Origin of the sequence: Streptomyces antnestii, assembly GCF_004005495.1 — a bacterium.
Taxonomy (GTDB): domain Bacteria; phylum Actinomycetota; class Actinomycetes; order Streptomycetales; family Streptomycetaceae; genus Streptomyces; species Streptomyces antnestii.
In genome coordinates this window covers 56,207-72,707 of sequence record NZ_RZYA01000031.1, presented here as the reverse complement: position 1 = coordinate 72,707, position 16,501 = coordinate 56,207, and the positions used below count along the sequence as shown (strand labels likewise).

Annotated in this window: 17 protein-coding genes; 6 read left to right on the top strand and 11 right to left on the bottom strand. The window is 72.9% G+C overall.

Features of this window, described 5'->3' with window-relative positions; all coding sequences use genetic code 11:
* Positions 1–49 precede the first annotated feature (49 nt).
* The 6 genes from EOT10_RS38515 (at position 50) to EOT10_RS38490 (ending at position 7,346) form a co-directional block, all read left to right on the top strand.
* On the top strand, positions 50–1,147 hold the full coding sequence (locus EOT10_RS38515) for an ADP-ribosylglycohydrolase family protein (protein ID WP_127833040.1): 1,098 nt from the start codon (positions 50–52) through the stop codon (positions 1,145–1,147).
* A gap of 320 nt (positions 1,148–1,467) precedes the next feature.
* Positions 1,468–2,646 (top strand): ADP-ribosylglycohydrolase family protein, encoded by a 1,179-nt coding sequence (locus EOT10_RS38510; RefSeq protein ID WP_127833039.1) that lies wholly within the window; start codon positions 1,468–1,470, stop codon positions 2,644–2,646.
* On the top strand, positions 2,646–3,830 hold the full coding sequence (locus EOT10_RS38505) for an ADP-ribosylglycohydrolase family protein (protein ID WP_127833038.1): 1,185 nt from the start codon (positions 2,646–2,648) through the stop codon (positions 3,828–3,830). Before EOT10_RS38510 ends, EOT10_RS38505 begins: the two co-directional genes overlap by 1 nt.
* Positions 3,830–5,254 (top strand): ADP-ribosylglycohydrolase family protein, encoded by a 1,425-nt coding sequence (locus tag EOT10_RS38500; protein ID WP_127833037.1) that lies wholly within the window; start codon positions 3,830–3,832, stop codon positions 5,252–5,254. Before EOT10_RS38505 ends, EOT10_RS38500 begins: the two co-directional genes overlap by 1 nt.
* Positions 5,251–6,516, top strand: a complete 1,266-nt coding sequence (locus EOT10_RS38495; RefSeq protein ID WP_127833036.1) for a CaiB/BaiF CoA transferase family protein — start codon at positions 5,251–5,253, stop codon at positions 6,514–6,516. The genes EOT10_RS38500 and EOT10_RS38495 overlap by 4 nt, the downstream gene beginning before the upstream one ends.
* Positions 6,513–7,346, top strand: coding sequence for an HpcH/HpaI aldolase/citrate lyase family protein (locus tag EOT10_RS38490; protein ID WP_127833035.1), 834 nt, complete (start codon positions 6,513–6,515; stop codon positions 7,344–7,346). The genes EOT10_RS38495 and EOT10_RS38490 overlap by 4 nt, the downstream gene beginning before the upstream one ends.
* A gap of 75 nt (positions 7,347–7,421) precedes the next feature.
* Here the strand turns inward: EOT10_RS38490 and lgt are convergent, their stop codons facing one another.
* From lgt to hisI, 11 genes are all read right to left on the bottom strand, one after another.
* Positions 7,422–8,492 (bottom strand): prolipoprotein diacylglyceryl transferase, encoded by a 1,071-nt coding sequence (lgt, locus tag EOT10_RS38485; RefSeq protein ID WP_127833034.1) that lies wholly within the window; start codon positions 8,490–8,492, stop codon positions 7,422–7,424.
* A gap of 164 nt (positions 8,493–8,656) precedes the next feature.
* Entirely contained in the window at positions 8,657–9,436 is a 780-nt protein-coding gene (locus EOT10_RS38480) for a DsbA family protein (protein ID WP_127833033.1), read from the bottom strand.
* A 78-nt stretch (positions 9,437–9,514) separates the two neighbouring features.
* Positions 9,515–10,333 carry a tryptophan synthase subunit alpha gene (gene trpA, locus EOT10_RS38475; protein ID WP_127833032.1) on the bottom strand — a complete coding sequence of 273 codons (819 nt, stop codon included), beginning with the start codon at positions 10,331–10,333 and terminating at the stop codon, positions 9,515–9,517.
* A complete protein-coding gene (trpB, locus tag EOT10_RS38470) occupies positions 10,330–11,616 on the bottom strand; it encodes a tryptophan synthase subunit beta (protein WP_127833031.1) in 1,287 nt (428 codons plus the stop codon). Before trpB ends, trpA begins: the two co-directional genes overlap by 4 nt.
* A gap of 150 nt (positions 11,617–11,766) precedes the next feature.
* The gene (gene trpM, locus EOT10_RS43330; protein WP_431313367.1) at positions 11,767–11,916 is read right to left on the bottom strand and encodes a tryptophan biosynthesis modulator TrpM; all 150 of its coding nucleotides are present in this window, start codon (positions 11,914–11,916) and stop codon (positions 11,767–11,769) included.
* Between the two features lie 8 nt (positions 11,917–11,924).
* A complete protein-coding gene (gene trpC / locus EOT10_RS38465; protein WP_127833030.1) occupies positions 11,925–12,734 on the bottom strand; it encodes an indole-3-glycerol phosphate synthase TrpC in 810 nt (269 codons plus the stop codon).
* 146 nt (positions 12,735–12,880) lie between these two features.
* Positions 12,881–13,321 (bottom strand): DUF2752 domain-containing protein, encoded by a 441-nt coding sequence (locus EOT10_RS38460; RefSeq protein WP_127833029.1) that lies wholly within the window; start codon positions 13,319–13,321, stop codon positions 12,881–12,883.
* A 115-nt stretch (positions 13,322–13,436) separates the two neighbouring features.
* Positions 13,437–13,676: an HGxxPAAW family protein gene (locus tag EOT10_RS38455; RefSeq protein ID WP_127833028.1), complete on the bottom strand. Its 240-nt coding sequence runs from the start codon at positions 13,674–13,676 to the stop codon at positions 13,437–13,439.
* Positions 13,677–13,841: 165 nt separating this feature from the next.
* Positions 13,842–14,495, bottom strand: a complete 654-nt coding sequence (locus EOT10_RS38450; protein WP_127833027.1) for a TIGR02234 family membrane protein — start codon at positions 14,493–14,495, stop codon at positions 13,842–13,844.
* Between the two features lie 22 nt (positions 14,496–14,517).
* Positions 14,518–15,999: an anthranilate synthase component I gene (locus tag EOT10_RS38445; RefSeq protein WP_127833026.1), complete on the bottom strand. Its 1,482-nt coding sequence runs from the start codon at positions 15,997–15,999 to the stop codon at positions 14,518–14,520.
* Positions 16,000–16,073: 74 nt separating this feature from the next.
* Positions 16,074–16,448 (bottom strand): phosphoribosyl-AMP cyclohydrolase, encoded by a 375-nt coding sequence (gene hisI / locus EOT10_RS38440; protein WP_127833025.1) that lies wholly within the window; start codon positions 16,446–16,448, stop codon positions 16,074–16,076.
* Positions 16,449–16,501 lie beyond the last annotated feature (53 nt).

The window sequence follows — 16,501 nt, the reverse complement described above, 5'->3', positions numbered from 1 at the left end:
CACGCGCCCACCCGCGCAGCGGGCAGCCCCAGACCACCAAGAGGTCCGCATGAGCGTCAGCCTCGACCCCGACCCGTCGGCCGGCGGCGCGGACGGCCCCCGCAGGCTCGGCACGGTCCCGCACCGCCAGCCGCCGGCGGCGATCTCCCTGCGGGACCGCGCCCGGGGCGCCCTGCTCGGCCTCGCCGTGGGCGACGCGCTGGGCGCACCGGCCGAGAACATGAAGCCGTCCCAGATCCGCGAGAGATGGGGCCGCATCGAGGGGTTCGTCTCGCCGGACCCGGCCGGCACGGACGACACCGAGTACGCGATCTTCTCGGGCCTCCTGCTCGCCGCCCACGGCTCGGCGCTCACCGTGGAACACGTGGAGGCGGCCTGGCACACCTGGATCGCCGACCTCGACGAAGGGCCCTTCCGGGGCGCGGGCTTCAGCGAACGGGGCACGCTCGAGAACCTCCGCCGGGGCCTCGCGGCACCCATCTCGGCGCAGCACCGCCACGCGTGGAGCGACGGACTCGCCATGCGCGCGGCCCCGTTCGGGGTCCACGCGGCGGGCCGCCCGGCGGAGGCGGCCCGCCTCGTCGCGGTCGACGGCACGGTGTCGCACGACGGGGAGGGCATCCTCGGCGGCCGCGCGGTGGCCGCCGGGGTGGCGGCCGCGATGGTGAGCCACAACCCGGACGCGGTAGTGCAGGCGGCCCTGTCCGTGGTCCCCGAGGACTCCTGGACGGCGCGCTCCCTGCACCGCGCGGTGGCGGCGGCCCGCAGCGCCCGCCGGGATCCGGAAGGCACGCAGCTCTCGATGGAACGGGAGGTGCGCAGAGCGGTGGTGATCGGCGGCTACCCGTGGACGGACCTGGCCCCCGAGGCGGTGGGACTGGCGTTCGGCGCGTTCGCCGCGGCGCGGGGCGAGTTCAGAGAGTCAGTCCTGATGGCGGTCAACATGGGCCGCGACGCGGACACGACGGCAGCGGTGGCGGGCGCGCTGTCGGGCGCGCTGCGCGGCGAAGAGGCGATCCCCGCCGACTGGGCGACGGCCATCGGCCCGGTGCGAGGCAGCTGCCTCCCTTCGATGACGGGCCGTCACATCCTGGACATCGCCAACACCCTGACCCCCACGCTCCCCACCCCGGAGGGCCCCCCATGACACCCCACACAACCCCAGAGCCGCCCACACCCCCGCGCCCACCCACAACCCCGGGGGCACGGGCGGCTCCCCCCCACCCCCCAACCTCTCAACCCCACAGCCGCCAACGAACCCGGGGTCAAGGCCGCACCCCCACGAACCCACCCGCAGCCGCGAGCGGACGGGAGGGGCCGGGCCGGTATGTCCGCCCGCAGCCGGTAAGCACAGTGGCGCCCACGGAACGCCCACGGCACCCCAGAGGGCGAGGACGGACATACCGGCGCGGCCCCGCACCCACCCACGAACCCCGACGCGAGACCGAGGCCCCCGAAAGGCGCAGCATGACCACAGTCACCCCCACAACCACCCCCACCGAACCCCCCACCCAAACCCGCACCCCCCGCCGAATCGAGGGCCTACTCCTGGGCATCGCCGCAGGCGACGCCGCAGGCTGGCCCTCGGGACGACACCGCGCCGCCCGCCTCCCCGACTGGACCCGCCGCCTCACCCGGGAACTCGACACGTTCGCGGAGCAGAACGCGACGACCACACTCCCCGTACCGATCGCCCTCAACCAGCCCCCGGACCCACTCCGCCTGGGCCCGTCGGACGACGCGGAATGGGCGGCGTTCACCGCAGGCGCCCTCCTCGAAGCGAACCGGACCCCACCCAGCCACAACGACATCCGCACGGAACTGGCCCAGGCCTGGAACGCCCTCGCCGCCGAAGTAGCCGTGGCGACGGCCCGTGTGGACGAGGTCGAGTCGGCCCGCATGCCCCTGCGGGCCCGTATCTCCGTGCGCGCGGGCCTGGGCAACCTGGCGGCGGGCCTGAGCCCCCCGGCCACGGGCCACGACAACCCGCACTACTTCGACGACGCGGCCTGCGTCCGGGCCACGGTCCTGGCGGTGGCCCACCCCGGGGAACCCGAACTGGCCGCGGAACTGGCCGAGTTCGACGCCCGCTACACGCAGGACGGCGACGGGGTGCACGGCGCGCGGGCCATGGCGGCGGCGGTGGCGACGGCGCTCACCGGCGCCGCGGTGGACATCTGCGTGGACGCCGCACTGGCCCAGCTCCCCGAGGGCACGGAGATCCGCCGCAACGCGCTGCACGCGGTGGACCTGGCGCGCAGGGCGGCAGCGGCCCGTCCAGGCCTGCCGGGCAACGCGTTCGCCCTGGTCCCGGTCCTGGAGCACGAGATCGTCGACCACGTCTACAGCTACGGCATCGCGGCGGCGGAAACGGTCCCGGTGGCCCTGGCCGTGGCGACCGCGGCCGGGGGCGACGTGACGGAGGCGGTACCGACGGCGGCCTGTCTCTCGCGTGTGGCGGACTCCGCCCCGGCGCTGGCGGGCGCGCTGACCGGCGCGATCGGCGGGGCGGACGCGCTCCCGGCCAGCTGGCGGGACGCCTGCCGCATTCTCGCGGGCTGCGCACTGCCCCGCCTCGCCGGGACGGACCTCGTGGCTCTCGCAGCAGACCTGACCAGGGCAGCAACGACACCGAAAGGCCCGTGATGACCACCCCCACAATGCTCTCCCTCGAGGATCGCACCACAGGAACCCTGATCGGCGCGGCGGTGGGCGACGCGCTCGGCGGCCCGGTCGAGGGCTGGACGCCGGAGGCGATCGTGGAGCGCCACGGCGGCCGCGTCCGCGGCATCGTGGAGCCGTTCCACAAGGGCGACTGGCGTACGGCGCGTCCGATCGCTCCGTACCACAAGGGCGACGGCCACGTCACCGACGACACGTTGATGACGCACGCGCTGGTCCGGGTCTACGAGCGGGTACGGGACCACCTGGACGCGTACGCGATCGCCGACCACATGGTCCCGGACCTGATGACGAACACCCGTTGGATCCCGGAGCTGGAGGAGGAGGCGCTCCCGCTCCAGCGGATCTTCCTCGCGGAGAAGTGGATCGTGGCACGCATCCACTACGGCCATGTCGACCCGCGAGAGGCGGGCGTGGGCAACATCGTGAACTGCGGGGCGGCGATGTACATGGCTCCGGTCGGAGCGGTGAACGCGGCCGACCCGGGCAGGGCGTACGCGGAGGCGCTGGACGTGGCGGGCGCCCACCAGTCCTCGTACGGCAGAGAGGCGGCAGCCGTCTTCGCGGCGGCGGTGGCAGCGGCGTTCAAGCCCGGCGCGACGCCGGAGTCGGTGGTCGAGGAAGCGCTCGCTCTCGCGAAGGACGGCACGAGGTCGGCGATCGAGGCGGTCTGCGAAGTGGCCGCTAAACACACGGAGTTCGAGAACGCGCTGGCACCGCTCCGCGAGGCGGTCGAACCCTTCGACACGGTCGGGCCGGAGTACCGCCGGCCGTCGCTCGGGGCGCGCCGCCCGTCCCGGCTGCACGCCATCGAGGAGCTGCCGATCGCGCTCGGGATGCTGCTCGTGGGCCGGGGCGACTTCCGGCACACGGTCCTGGGCGCGGTCAACTACGGCCGTGACTGCGACTCGATCGCGACGATGAGCGGCGCGATCGTGGGCGCGCTGTACGGCGAGTCGGCGGTGCCGCGGGAGTGGAGCACGGAGGTGGCCCGGGCCAGCAGGCTCGACCTGCACACACCGGCGGCGTCGCTGGCCCGTGTGACCCGTGAGGTGTTCGCCCTGGACGTGGCGCGCCGCCGGTCCCACGAATCAGCGTTCGCGGCCCTGACCGAGAACGCGAGCTTGACCGAGAACGCGGGAACCTGATGCTGCGACTCACCTGGGTCCAGCCCGAGGACCTGGTCGGCCACGAGCTGCGCCAGGCGACCCTGGACGGCCGGGACACGAGCGGGGTGGCACGCCGCTGGCGCAAGGCGGGCGGCCACGCGCCCCCTCCCCTGGCGGGAGCGTCGGCGCCACTTCAGAACCCTGAGCTGCGCGAACTGGCGAGATGCCTGCTGGACGAACTGGCCACAACTCCCAGCTCTTTGACAGCACTTGAGCCAACCTCCCTGCCCGAGATCAGAGAACTCACGCCAAGCCGCCCCACACCCCTGTCCCCCCACCACCCAGCCCGTCCAGGCGCCACAAACGCCCTGCACGCATCCTGGCTGGGCAGAGCCGCCGGCTGCCTCCTGGGCAAACCCGTAGAGAAGATCCCCCTCACCGGCATCAGAGAGATCGCCCGTGCAACCGGCAACTGGCCCCTGCACACGTGGTTCACGGAGCGCGGCCTGCCGCCCGACGTCGCGGCCCGCCACCCGTGGAACCGCCGTTCCCGCACGACGTCGCTCGCCGAGAACATCGACGGCATGCCCGAGGACGACGACCTCAACTACCCGCTCCTGGGCCTGCTCCTCCTCCGCCGTCACGGCACCGCGTTCACCACGGCCGACGTGGCGCGACTCTGGCTGGACGAGCTGCCGGCAGGCCGCACATTCACCGCGGAGCGCATCGCGTACCGCAATCTGCTCGACGGGATCGAGCCTCCGGAGACGGCCGTGCGCCACAACCCGTTCCGCGAGTGGATCGGCGCCCAGATCCGGGCGGACGTCTACGGCTGGACGAACCCGGGCGACCCGGCGAGGGCGGCCGAACTGGCCCACAGGGACGCGAGGTTGACGCACACGGCGAACGGCGTCTACGGCGCGATGTTCATCGCGGCCACCCTCGCCCAAGCCGCGGCGCCCCCACCCACCCCGACCACCCCGAGCACCCCCAACCTCACCCCCACCCCCACCATCCACACCGCCCTCCAAACAGGCCTCTCCGTCATCCCGCCCCACTCCCGCTACGCCCGGGCGATCCGCTTCGGCATCGAAACGGCCCGCGCCGAGCCCACCGGCACCCCGGCAGGCTTCGCGTCGGTCGTCGACACGCTCCACGCCCGCTACGCCCCCGACCACCACTGGGTGCACGTCCTGCCCAACGCGGCGCTCCTCGCGGCCGCCCTCACCCACGCGGACGGGGACTTCACGGGGTCCATCTGCCGTGCGGTGTCGGGTGGTTGGGACACCGACTCGAACGGCGCGACGGCTGGTTCGATCGCCGGACTCCTCGCCGGCTCCCCGGAAGCGATCGACGCCCGCTGGACGGCCCCGCTCAAGAACCGCCTCGCGACCTCGGTCGCCGACTTCAACGGAATCGGCTTCGACGACCTGGCCCGGCTCACCCTGGAGGCCCGCACATGACGACCCCTCGGCACGACCACCAGCCCGCCCCCTCCCCCCTCGACACCCCCCTCACCACCCCCCTCGCCGCCCCCACGAAGGGCCCCCTGGAGGGCCTGCGCGTCCTGGACCTGGCCACCCTCTTCGCCGGTCCGCTGGCCGCCACCATGCTGGGCGACTTCGGCGCCGACGTGATCAAGGTGGAGCACCCCCGTACGCCGGACCCGTCCCGGGGTCACGGCCCGTCGAAGGACGGCGTCGGCCTGTGGTGGAAGCTCCTCGGCCGCAACAAGCGGACCCTCACCCTCGATCTGTCCACGCCGGGCGGCCGCGAGATCCTCCTCCGCCTGGCCGCGGACGCCGACGTCCTGATCGAGAACTTCCGCCCCGGCACCCTGGAGAAGTGGAACCTCGGCTGGGAGGAGCTGAGCGCCGCGAACCCGCGCCTGGTCCTCACCCGCGTGACCGGCTTCGGCCAGTTCGGACCGTACTCGCGGCGCCCCGGGTTCGGCACGCTCGCCGAGGCCATGAGCGGCTTCGCGGCGATCACGGGCGAGCCCGAGGGCCCGCCGACCCTCCCGCCGTTCGGCCTCGCCGACTCGATCGCCGCGCTCTCGACCTCGTACGCGGTGATGGCCGCGCTCCAGGGCCGCGAGCGGACGGGCCGGGGCCAGGTCGTCGACATGGCGATCATCGAGCCGATGCTGACGGTCCTCGGCGCCCAGCCCACCTGGTACGACCAGCTCGGCTTCGTACAGGAGCGCACGGGCAACCGCTCCACGAACAACGCCCCGCGCAACACGTACCGCACGAGCGACGGCAAGTGGGTGGCGGTGTCCACGTCCGCCCGCTCGATCGCGGAGCGCGTGATGTGCCTGGTGGGCCGGGCGGACGTCGTGGACGAGGAGTGGTTCGCGACGGGTGCGGGCCGGGCGGGCCACGCCGACGAGCTGGACGCGGCGGTCGGCTCGTGGATCGCCCGGCACACGCGGGACGACGTCCTCGCGGCGTTCGAGAAGGCGGAGGCGGCCATCGCCCCGGTCTACGACATCCGGGACGTGATGGAGGACGAGCAGTACCGGGCCCTCGGCTCGATCACCGAGGTGCCGGACCCCGACCTGGGCACGGTCAGGATGCAGAACGTCCTGTTCCGCCTGTCCGAGACGCCTGGAGCCATCCGGTGGGCGGGCCGCGCCCACGGCGCCGACACCGAGGAGATCCTGACGGATCTGGGCCTGTCCCCGTCCGACATCACGGCCCTGCGCGAGGCGGGCGCACTGTGACGGCCCAGTCCTACGAGACGTTCCTGACCTGGCTGTACGTCCCCGGTGACCGCCCTGAGGTGGTGGCGAAGGCACTGGACTCGGGCGCGGACGTGGTCCTGATCGACCTGGAGGACGCGGTCGCCCCCGCCCGCAAGGCGTACGCCCTCGACGCGACCGTCGAGCTCCTCGCCGACAAGCACCCGGTGCCGGTGCATGTGCGGGTCAACGCGCTGAACACCCCGCTCGCCGTGTCCGAGGTCGGGCGGCTCACCCCGCTCCCCGGCCTCGGCGCCCTGCGCCTGCCCAAGGTCCACGGCCCCGCCGACCTGGACCGTGTCGCGGACTGGTCGGTCGAGGTGCCGCCCCTGTACGCGCTCCTGGAGTCGGCACTCGGCCTCGAGCGGGCGTACGACATCGCCCGGCATCCCGGGGTGCGGGGCATCGCGCTCGGGGAGGCCGATCTGCGGGCCGAGCTGGGCGTGGCGAACGAGGAGGGGCTCGCGTGGCCACGGGGGCGGGCGGTGGTAGCCGCGCGCGCCGCGGCGCTGCCTCCGCCACCGCAGTCGGTCTACCCGGACGTCCGCGACACGGCGGGCCTCGCCCACTCCTGTGCGCGGGGCCGTGCGCTCGGCTTCTTCGGCCGCATGGCGATCCACCCCCGCCAGCTCCGGGTGATCGAGGCGGCGTTCCTGCCGACGGCGGCGGAGGTGGAGGCGGCGCGGGAGGTGGTGGGAGCGGCCGCCACGGAGGCCGGGGCCCTCGCTCTGCCCGACGGCCGCTTCGTCGACGCGGCGATCGTCTCCGACGCGCGCCGGGTCCTGGCCCTGGCGGCGCGCCGCGAGACGTGAGCGAGCGGGACACAGCGAAGGGGCGCCGGATCGTATCGATCCGGCGCCCCTTCGGCGTACGCGTGGCGAGGCCGACTAGCTCTTACCGGCCTTCTTCGCCCCAGCCTCGTCCTTGCTCTCGTCCTCGACCCCGACATCGCCGGCGGCGTCCCCGGCCCCGCCGGGACCTGCGGCACCCTCATCGGCCCCGGCCCCGGCCCCGGCCGCGCCCTCGGGCTCGACAGCCTTCTCGGCGCCGGAGTCACCCACGGTCGCGCCCTCGACGTCCGAGGCCCCGGCCTTGTCCCCGGCCTTGTCCTTGTCCGTGCCCGTCGGGCCGGTGTCGTCGTCGGCGCCCGGCTCCACGATCGCTTCGCGCCCGGGCCGCGTCTTCGCCGAGATCACGATGTAGATCACCGCGAGCAGGAAGACAGCCATCGCGGTCCAGTCGTTGAGCCGCAGACCGAGGATGTGGTGCGCGTCGTCGACCCGCATGTACTCGATCCAGAAGCGGCCCACGCAGTACGCGGCGACGTACAGGGCGAACGCCCGTCCGTGCCCGAGCTTGAACCTGCGGTCGGCCCAGATGACGAGCAGCGCGACGCCGATGCACCACAGGGACTCGTACAGGAACGTCGGGTGGTAGGTGCCCGGTACGCGACCGTCCGCCGACGACGTGATCTTCAGGGCCCACGGCAGGTCGGTGGGCTTGCCGTACAGCTCCTGGTTGAACCAGTTGCCCCAGCGGCCGATGGCCTGGGCGAAGGCGATGGCGGGCGCGATGGCGTCGGCGTAGGCGGGCAGCGGGATGCCGCGCCTGCGGCAGCCGATCCACGCCCCCACCGCGCCGAGTGCGATGGCCCCCCAGATCCCGAGGCCGCCCTCCCAGATCTTGAAGGCGTCCACCCAGTCACGGCCCTCGCTGAAGTACAGCTCGTAGTCCGTGATCACGTGGTAGAGCCGGCCGCCGACGAGGCCGAACGGCACGGCCCAGACCGCGATGTCGGCAACCGTGCCGGCGCGCCCACCGCGGGCGATCCAGCGCTTGTTGCCGAGCCAGACGGCCACGAAGACGCCGATGATGATGCAGAACGCGTAGAAACGCAGCGGGATGATTCCGAGGTGGATCACTCCGTGCGACGGGCTGGGGATGAAGGCAAGAGTCATGGCAAGGTCGACGCTACCGCGCCGGGCCGCGGAGGCGGCAATCAGCCCGGCTACGGGTCCATAACGAGGCGCCCGACGAGGCGCCCCCGTCCCTTGCCACGTCTCTGCCGTTCCTTGCCACGTCTCCCCGTCCCATGCCGCGCCTCCCCCGTCCCTTGCCGCGCCTACTGTGTGCCGGCCGCCTCCACCATCTGCTTCAGCTTCGCCGGGGTCAGCGGGTTGCTCTGGTTCGCGTACACGTTCTTCCCGTTCAGGAGCACCGTCGGGGTGCCCTGGAAGCCGCCGGCCTGGAACGCGTCGTTCGACTTCTTGACCCAGCTGTCATGGCTTCCGTCGTTGACACACGTGCGGAAGCCGGGTGTGACGAGGCCGCTCACCTTGCCGGCCAGCGCGATCAGCTTGGTGTTGTCCGCGTAGGCGTCGTTCGTCTCCGGCGGCTGGTTCTCGTAGAGGACGTCGTGGTACGGCGTGAACTTCCCGGCGTCCTGGGCGCAGGCCGCCGCGTTCGCCGCGCGCAGGGAGCCGCTGCCGCGCAGGTTCTTGTCGATGAGGGTGGCCAGGTGGTACTCGACCTTGAGCTTTCCCGAGGCGGTCAGCTGGTGGATGGTCGTGCGGTAGCCGTCCTCGAAGGCCTTGCAGGCGGGGCAGCGGAAGTCCTCCCACACCGTGAGCGTCGACTTCGCGCCGTCCTTGCCGACCGGGATCGCGAGGCTGTCCTTGCCGACCGCGCCCTGGGGGGCGGTGACCGGGCCCGACGCCGTGTTCTTCTCGCCACCGGAATTCGCTGCGATCACCCCGATCACGGCGGCAAGCGCGAGGACGCCGACGACGGCGCCCCCCACGATCAGGCCCCGGCGGCGCCGGTCCTTGGCTCTCTGCTTCTCGCGCTCCTGGGCCAGCCGCTCGCGGGCACTGCGCTTACCGTCACGGTTCTTCTCGCTCACACCCGCCAAACGAACCGGGGAGGCACCAGCGTGCCTCCCCGGTCCCAGGTCCACCCATAAGGGTGATGGAGCGCTGGGTTATGACACGTGGGCGCGCACCCCGGCCGCGAGGTCGCCCGCCAGGGCCCGTACGGCGGCGAGACCGGCGGCCTCGTCGTCGGCGTCGAGCATCAGCTTCACGAACGCCGAGCCGACGATGACGCCGTCGGCGAAGCCGGCGACCTCGGCGGCCTGCTTCGCGTTCGAGACGCCGAGGCCGACGCAGACCGGCAGGTCCGTGGTGGCGCGGGTGCGGCGCACCAGGTCCTGGGCCTGCTCGCCGACCGACTCACGGGTGCCGGTGACGCCCATGAGGGAGGCCGCGTACACGAAGCCCGAGCCGGCCGCGGTGATCGTCGCGAGGCGCGCGTCCTGGCTGCTGGGGGCGACGACGAAGACGGTCGCGAGACCGTGCTTGTCGGCGTGCTCGCGCCAGACCGCCGACTCCTGGACGGGCAGGTCGGGCAGGATGCAGCCCGCGCCGCCCGCCTCGGCGAGCTCGGCGGTGAACCGCTCGATGCCGTAGCGGTCGATGGGGTTCCAGTACGTCATGACGAGGACGGGCTTGCCGGTCGCCGCGTGGGCCTCGCGGACCGTGCGCATGACGTCCTTGATCCGGACGCCGCCGCGCAGGGCGATGTCGTCGGCGGTCTGGATGACCGGGCCGTCGAGGACGGGGTCGGAGTGCGGCAGGCCCACCTCGACCACGTCGGCGCCGCCGTCGAAGGCGGCCTTGACCGCCTCGATGCCGCCGTCCACGGTCGGGAACCCGGCCGGCAGGTAGGCGACGAGGGCGGCCCGGCCCTCGGCGCGGGCCCCGGCGAGGGTTTCGTTCAACAGCTCGACGTTGCCGCTCACTTGACGTCCCCCTCGATCTCCGCGCCGGTCCCGGCCTCGTCCGCCGCGACGGCGGCGTCGGTGTCGTACAGGCCGAAGTAACGTGCGGCCGTGTCCATGTCCTTGTCGCCACGGCCCGACAGGTTGACGATCATCAGCCCGTCCTTGCCGAGTTCCTTGCCGACCTCGATGGCTCCGGCGAGCGCGTGGGCGCTCTCGATGGCCGGGATGATGCCCTCGGTGCGCGAGAGCAGGCGCAGGGCCTGCATGGCGGCGTCGTCGGTGACCGCGCGGTACTCGCCGCGGCCGCTGTCCTTGAGGTAGGCGTGCTCGGGGCCGATGCCCGGGTAGTCGAGGCCCGCCGAGATCGAGTACGGCTCGGTGATCTGGCCCTCGTCGTCCTGGAGGACGTACGAGCGGGAGCCGTGCAGGATGCCGGGCTCGCCCGCGGTCAGCGTCGCGGCGTGCTCGCCGGTCTCGATGCCGTGTCCGGCGGGCTCGCAGCCGATGAGGCGTACGCCGCTGTCCGGGATGAAGGCGTGGAAGAGGCCGATGGCGTTCGAGCCACCGCCCACGCACGCGACGGCCGCGTCGGGCAGGCGTCCGGCGCGCTCCAGGATCTGGCGGCGGGCCTCGACGCCGATGACGCGGTGGAAGTCGCGCACCATGGCCGGGAAGGGGTGCGGGCCTGCGACGGTCCCGAAGAGGTAGTGCGTGCGGTCGACGTTGGCGACCCAGTCGCGGAACGCCTCGTTGATGGCGTCCTTGAGGGTGCGGCTGCCGGACTTCACGGCGACGACCTCGGCGCCGAGCATCCGCATGCGCGCGACGTTGAGCGCCTGGCGCTCGGTGTCGATCTCGCCCATGTAGATGGTGCATTCGAGGCCGAAGAGCGCGCAGGCGGTGGCGGTCGCGACGCCGTGCTGGCCCGCACCGGTCTCGGCGATCACGCGGGTCTTGCCCATGCGCTTGGTGAGCAGCGCCTGGCCCAGCACGTTGTTGATCTTGTGCGAGCCGGTGTGGTTCAGGTCTTCCCGCTTGAGGAAGATCCGGGCGCCGCCGGCGTGCTCGGCGAACCGGGGCACCTCGGTGAGGGAGCTGGGGCGTCCCGTGTAGTTGACGAGCAGGTCGTCGAGCTCGGCGGCGAACGCCGGGTCGCTCTTGGCCTTGTCGTACTCGACGGCGACCTCGTCGACTGCCGCGACGAGGGCCTCCGGGATGAACTTGCCGCCGAACGCGCCGAAGTAGCCTTCGGCGCTGGGGATTTGACCCTCGGGGTCGGGGATGAAGTAGTCGCTGGGCATAGCGGATGTACCTCGCGGGTGATGGCGTGTGGGCTGATGGTGAGTATGCCTACGCGCCGTAGGTGGTGCGGAACGTGTGCGACTCGCCGCAGATTGCGGCTGATCGCGCAGTTCCCCGCGCCCCTTACGGGGCGCTCTCACCTCGGGCGCCTATGAAGGGCGCCCCTGCCATCGCATCCCAGGGATCTGACCCGGCTCCGCACCGATGTGGTAGCGCACCCGCCTGCCCCGCACGCGTCGCGCCGGGGCCCGGCAGCCGCGGGGGCGGCAACCGGGTGCGAGGCGGGATGCGATGGGCATGGGGTGGGTCAGCTCCGGCCGTGTCGCAGGGCCGGGTGGGCGCCCGCGGCGACCAGGTCGGAGACCGCGGTGCGCGGGTCGCGGCCGGTCACCAGGGACTCGCCGACGAGCACGGCGTCCGCGCCCGCGTTGGCGTACGCGATGAGGTCGTGGGGGCCCCGGACGCCCGACTCGGCGATCTTGACGATGTGGTCGGGGATCTCGGGGGCGACCTGCTGGAACGTGTCGCGGTCGACCTTGAGCGTCTTGAGGTTGCGCGCGTTCACGCCGATGATGCGGGCGCCCGCATCGACGGCACGCTCGACCTCTTCCTCGTCGTGCACCTCGACGAGCGGCGTGAGCCCGATGGACTGGGCGCGCTCGATGAGCGACTCCAGGGCGGGCTGCTCCAGGGCGGCCACGATCAGCAGGGCGAGGTCGGCGCCGTAGGCCCGCGCCTCCCACAGCTGGTACGAGGTGACGATGAAGTCCTTGCGCAGGATGGGGATGTCGACCTTGGCGCGCACGGCCTCCAGGTCGGCGAGCGAGCCGCCGAAACGGCGCTGCTCGGTCAGTACGGAGATGACGGCGGCGCCGCCCGCCTCGTAGTCGGCGGCAAGTCCCGCGGGGTCGGCGATCGCGGCGAGCGCACCCTTCGACGGGCTCGAACGCTTGACCTCGCAGATCACCTTGACGCCGTCGCCGCGCAGGGCGGCGACGCCGTCCTTGGCAGCCGGCGCCTTGGCCGCGCGTTCCTTGAGCTCGTCGAGGCTGACGTTCGCCTGCCGCTCCGCGAGGTCGGCACGGACTCCGTCGATGATCTCGTCGAGCACACTCACGCGAGCGGCCCCCTTCCTGACGGTGGAGCGGTGGAAGCTGATTGCCACAGCGGGCAATCCTCTGGTCACAGCGATGATATCCGGAGGAGGGCTCAGGCTCCGCATCCGGTTGACGCCGGTCCCACTACCTGGACACTTACTGTTGATCAAGGATGGAGCCAGCCACCGGTGGGCAGGTTCCGGACAACGGTGAAGACAAGGACCGCGGCGCCAAGGGCCCGCAGCTGGGGCCGTCCGAGAGCGACCCGGAACGGCTGTCCGCGTGCCACCCGTACGGCCCACACGACCCACAGCGCGGCGAAGACGACATAGCCCGCGACAGCGAGCGCGTTGTCGCCCAGGGCGGCCGTGAGGTCGCCGTGCACGACGGCGTGGGCGCTGCGCAGCCCGCCGCAGCCGGGGCAGTAGATCCCCGTGTAGTGGAGCAGCGGGCACACCGGGTAGTGGCCCGGTTCGTTCGGGTCGACCGAGCCGACGTAGGCGAAGGCCGCGGCGACCGCCGCGAGGACGCCGAGCGGGACGGCGAGCCGCCGCGCGGCGCCGCGCGTGCCGGTGCTGAGGCCGGCCGGTTCCGTTTCGGCGTTCACCTTTGGATTGTGCACCGGTGGCGCGGGCCGCGCCCGTCGGCCGGAACGCGCGAAAGGCGGCCCGGGCACCAGGTGCCGGGGCCGCCTTTCGCGACGTGGGTGAGGCTGACGAGGCTCAGACCTCGGAGGCGACGGCCTCCGGGGCGACGGCCGGCAGCGACTGCGCCTTCGGCTTGCCGAGGCCCGCCGCGCTCATGGCGCCGCCGACGACGGCGGACAGCGCCAGCAGGGCCATACCCGCCCAGAAACCGACCGGGTTCGCCATCACCATGAAGGCGCCCGCGACGCAGAAACCGATGAAGGCGATGATGACACCCGTCCAGGCGGCCGGGGTGTGTCCGTGGCTGCTGTCCACTGTGCGTTGCTCCTCGTTGCTCAATGCGTGGCTGTTGCTCGGCCCCGTACCCTGCGCGGCCCCGCGCCGGGTCTGAGCCGGACGCTCTCCCCCATTGTCCCGCACTCGCGGAAAAGCGAAGAACCCGGGGTCGGGCACCCTGTGGGTCCCGCGTCCGGGGTGCGGTCAGTCCTCGTGCGTCGGGTCCTCGCCGCGGTCGAGGGCCTTCCACAGCTCCTCGGGGCGCTCCGGGTCGACGGGGCGGGCCTTGCGGGGACGCGGGGTGCCGTCGCGCTCGTAGCGTCCGCCCATCGAGGGCCAGGAGCCGCCGTAGCGCAGGGCGAGCAGGCCGGCCACCAGGATGAGCGCGCCGCCCAAGGCACCGACGTACGGCCAGACGGTGTGGCCGAGCTCACCGATGGTGGCGGCGGTGTTGCCGGAGACCTGGGCGGCCTTCTCGTCGAGGGCGGCGCTGTCGGCGGCGCCGAGCACGGCGGCGGCGACGGTGCCCGCGCCGCTGAGCGCGAGGAGACCGGCGACGAGCGTGCGCCCGGCGCGGCGGACCGCGAAGACGGCGACGAGCGCCGCGAGGCCCACTATGGCGAGGGCCGCGGGCACCCCGGTGACGTCACTGCCCGTGGCGGTCAGGGGGAAGCTGCCGCCGGGCACGGTCGCGGACCCGGAGGCCCACTCCTGCCGTGAGGAGAGCAGGGCCACCGCCGCGCCGAGGGCGCCGGACAGGAGCGCGGCGGCGAGGCTGCGGCGGCCGCTGCGCGCGGCGGTCGCCTCCCGGGACGCGGCCTGGGCTTCGGTACGGGGGGATGGCACTGCGGAAGTCACCTCCCCACTATCCCCCACGCCGTCAGGCGTCGTGCATCCGGTTGGCGGTGTGCACGGCGCGCAGTACCGCGGCCGCCTTGTTACGGCACTCGGTGTCCTCCGCGACGGGGTCGGAGTCGGCGACGACACCCGCTCCGGCCTGCACGTACGCGGTGCCTTCGCGCAGCAGCGCGGTGCGGATGGCGATGGCCGTGTCGGAGTCGCCGGCGAAGTCGAGATATCCGACACAGCCGCCGTACAGGCCGCGGCGCGACGGTTCGAGCTCGTCGATGATCTGCATCGCGCGGGGCTTGGGCGCGCCGGAGAGGGTGCCCGCGGGGAAGCAGGCGGTGAGCACGTCGTACGCGGTGGTGCCCGCGGCGACGCGTCCGGTGACGGTCGACACGATGTGCATGACGTGCGAGTACCGCTCGACGGACATGAAGTCGACGACCTCGACGGAGCCCGGTTCGCAGACGCGGCCGAGGTCGTTGCGGCCGAGGTCGACGAGCATCAGGTGCTCGGCGCGCTCCTTGGGGTCGGCCATGAGCTCGTCGGCGAGCGCCTGGTCCTCCTGCGGCGTCGCGCCGCGCGGCCGCGTACCGGCGATGGGGTGCACCATGGCGCGCCCGTCCTCGACCTTGACCAGCGCCTCCGGCGACGAGCCGACGACGTCGAAGCCCTCGAAGCGGAAGAGGTACATGTACGGGGACGGGTTGGTGGCGCGCAGGACCCGGTAGACGTCGAGCGCGCTGGCCGTGCACGGCGTCTCGAAGCGCTGGGAGGGGACGACCTGGAAGGCCTCGCCCGCCCGGATGCGCTCCTTGATGTCCTCGACGGCGTCCTGGTAGTCCTTGCCGCCCCACAGAGCGGTGAACTCGGGGAGTTCCGAGGGCGGCAGCGCGGCCGGCGGCTGGACGACGGGCCGGGAGAGGTCGGCCTCCATCGCGTCGAGGCGGGCCACGGCATCGGCGTACGCCTCGTCGACGCCGGTGTCGAGGTCGTTGTGGTTGATCGCGTTGGCGATCAGCAGGACGGAGCCGTCCCAGTGGTCGAGGACGGCGAGGTCGCTGGTGAGCAGCATCGTCAGCTCGGGGAGCTTGAGGTCGTCGCGCTCGCCGGGCCCGATCTTTTCGAGCCTGCGCACGATGTCGTAGCCGAGGTAGCCGACCATGCCGCCGGTGAACGGGGGCAGTCCCTCGTAGCGCGGGGTGTGGAGGGTGTCGATGGTGGCACGCAGGGCGGCGAGCGGGTCGCCGTCCGTGGGGACGCCGACGGGCGGCGTGCCGAGCCAGTGCGCCTCGCCGTCGCGGGTGGTGAGGGTGCCGGCGGAGCGGACGCCGACGAAGGAGTAACGAGACCACGAGCGGCCGTTCTCCGCGGACTCCAGGAGGAACGTGCCGGGGCGTTCGTCGGCCAGCTTGCGGTACAGACCGACGGGGGTGTCGCCGTCCGCGAGGAGCTTGCGGCTGACGGGGATCACTCGGCGGTCGGTCGCGAGCTTGCGGAAGGTCTCGAGATCCATGGGAGGAGCTTAGGGCGTGTCGGCGCGGGTCCGGTGCGCCGCCCTGTCCGTGGAACGGGCGGCGTCCGCGCGGGTCAGGCCCCCGCGGTGGACACCGTCAGCTCGCCGGCGTCGAAGCAGGTGCGGTCGCCGGTGTGGCAGGCGGCGCCCACCTGGTCGACCTTCACGAGCAGCGTGTCCGCGTCGCAGTCGAGGGCGACGGACTTCACGTGCTGGAAGTGGCCGGAGGTGTCGCCCTTGACCCAGTACTCCTGACGGCTGCGGGACCAGTACGTGCAGCGGCCCGTCGTCAGCGTGCGGTGCAGCGCCTCGTCGTCCATCCAGCCGAGCATGAGCACCTCTCCGGTGTCGTACTGCTGGGCGATCGCGGGGACCAGTCCGTCGGCGCTGCGCTTGAGGCGGGCGGCGACGGCGGGGTCCAGGTTGCTGGGCGGGGGCGTGCTGGTCATGGGGTCCATTGTGCCGCGCCAGGGGTGTTAGTCCGATCGCGAGTCCACTGTGC

Bases quoted from the DNA above. Each gene is read 5' to 3' on its own strand.
- EOT10_RS38515 (WP_127833040.1), top strand. From the start codon at position 50: ATGAGCGTCAGCCTCGACCCCGACCCGTCGGCCGGCGGCGCGGACGGC.
- EOT10_RS38510 (WP_127833039.1), top strand. From the start codon at position 1,468: ATGACCACAGTCACCCCCACAACCACCCCCACCGAACCCCCCACCCAA.
- EOT10_RS38505 (WP_127833038.1), top strand. From the start codon at position 2,646: ATGACCACCCCCACAATGCTCTCCCTCGAGGATCGCACCACAGGAACC.
- EOT10_RS38500 (WP_127833037.1), top strand. From the start codon at position 3,830: ATGCTGCGACTCACCTGGGTCCAGCCCGAGGACCTGGTCGGCCACGAG.
- EOT10_RS38495 (WP_127833036.1), top strand. From the start codon at position 5,251: ATGACGACCCCTCGGCACGACCACCAGCCCGCCCCCTCCCCCCTCGAC.
- lgt (WP_127833034.1), bottom strand. From the start codon at position 8,492: ATGACTCTTGCCTTCATCCCCAGCCCGTCGCACGGAGTGATCCACCTC.
- trpB (WP_127833031.1), bottom strand. From the start codon at position 11,616: ATGCCCAGCGACTACTTCATCCCCGACCCCGAGGGTCAAATCCCCAGC.
- trpM (WP_431313367.1), bottom strand. From the start codon at position 11,916: ATGCCCATCGCATCCCGCCTCGCACCCGGTTGCCGCCCCCGCGGCTGC.
- EOT10_RS38445 (WP_127833026.1), bottom strand. From the start codon at position 15,999: ATGGATCTCGAGACCTTCCGCAAGCTCGCGACCGACCGCCGAGTGATC.
- hisI (WP_127833025.1), bottom strand. From the start codon at position 16,448: ATGACCAGCACGCCCCCGCCCAGCAACCTGGACCCCGCCGTCGCCGCC.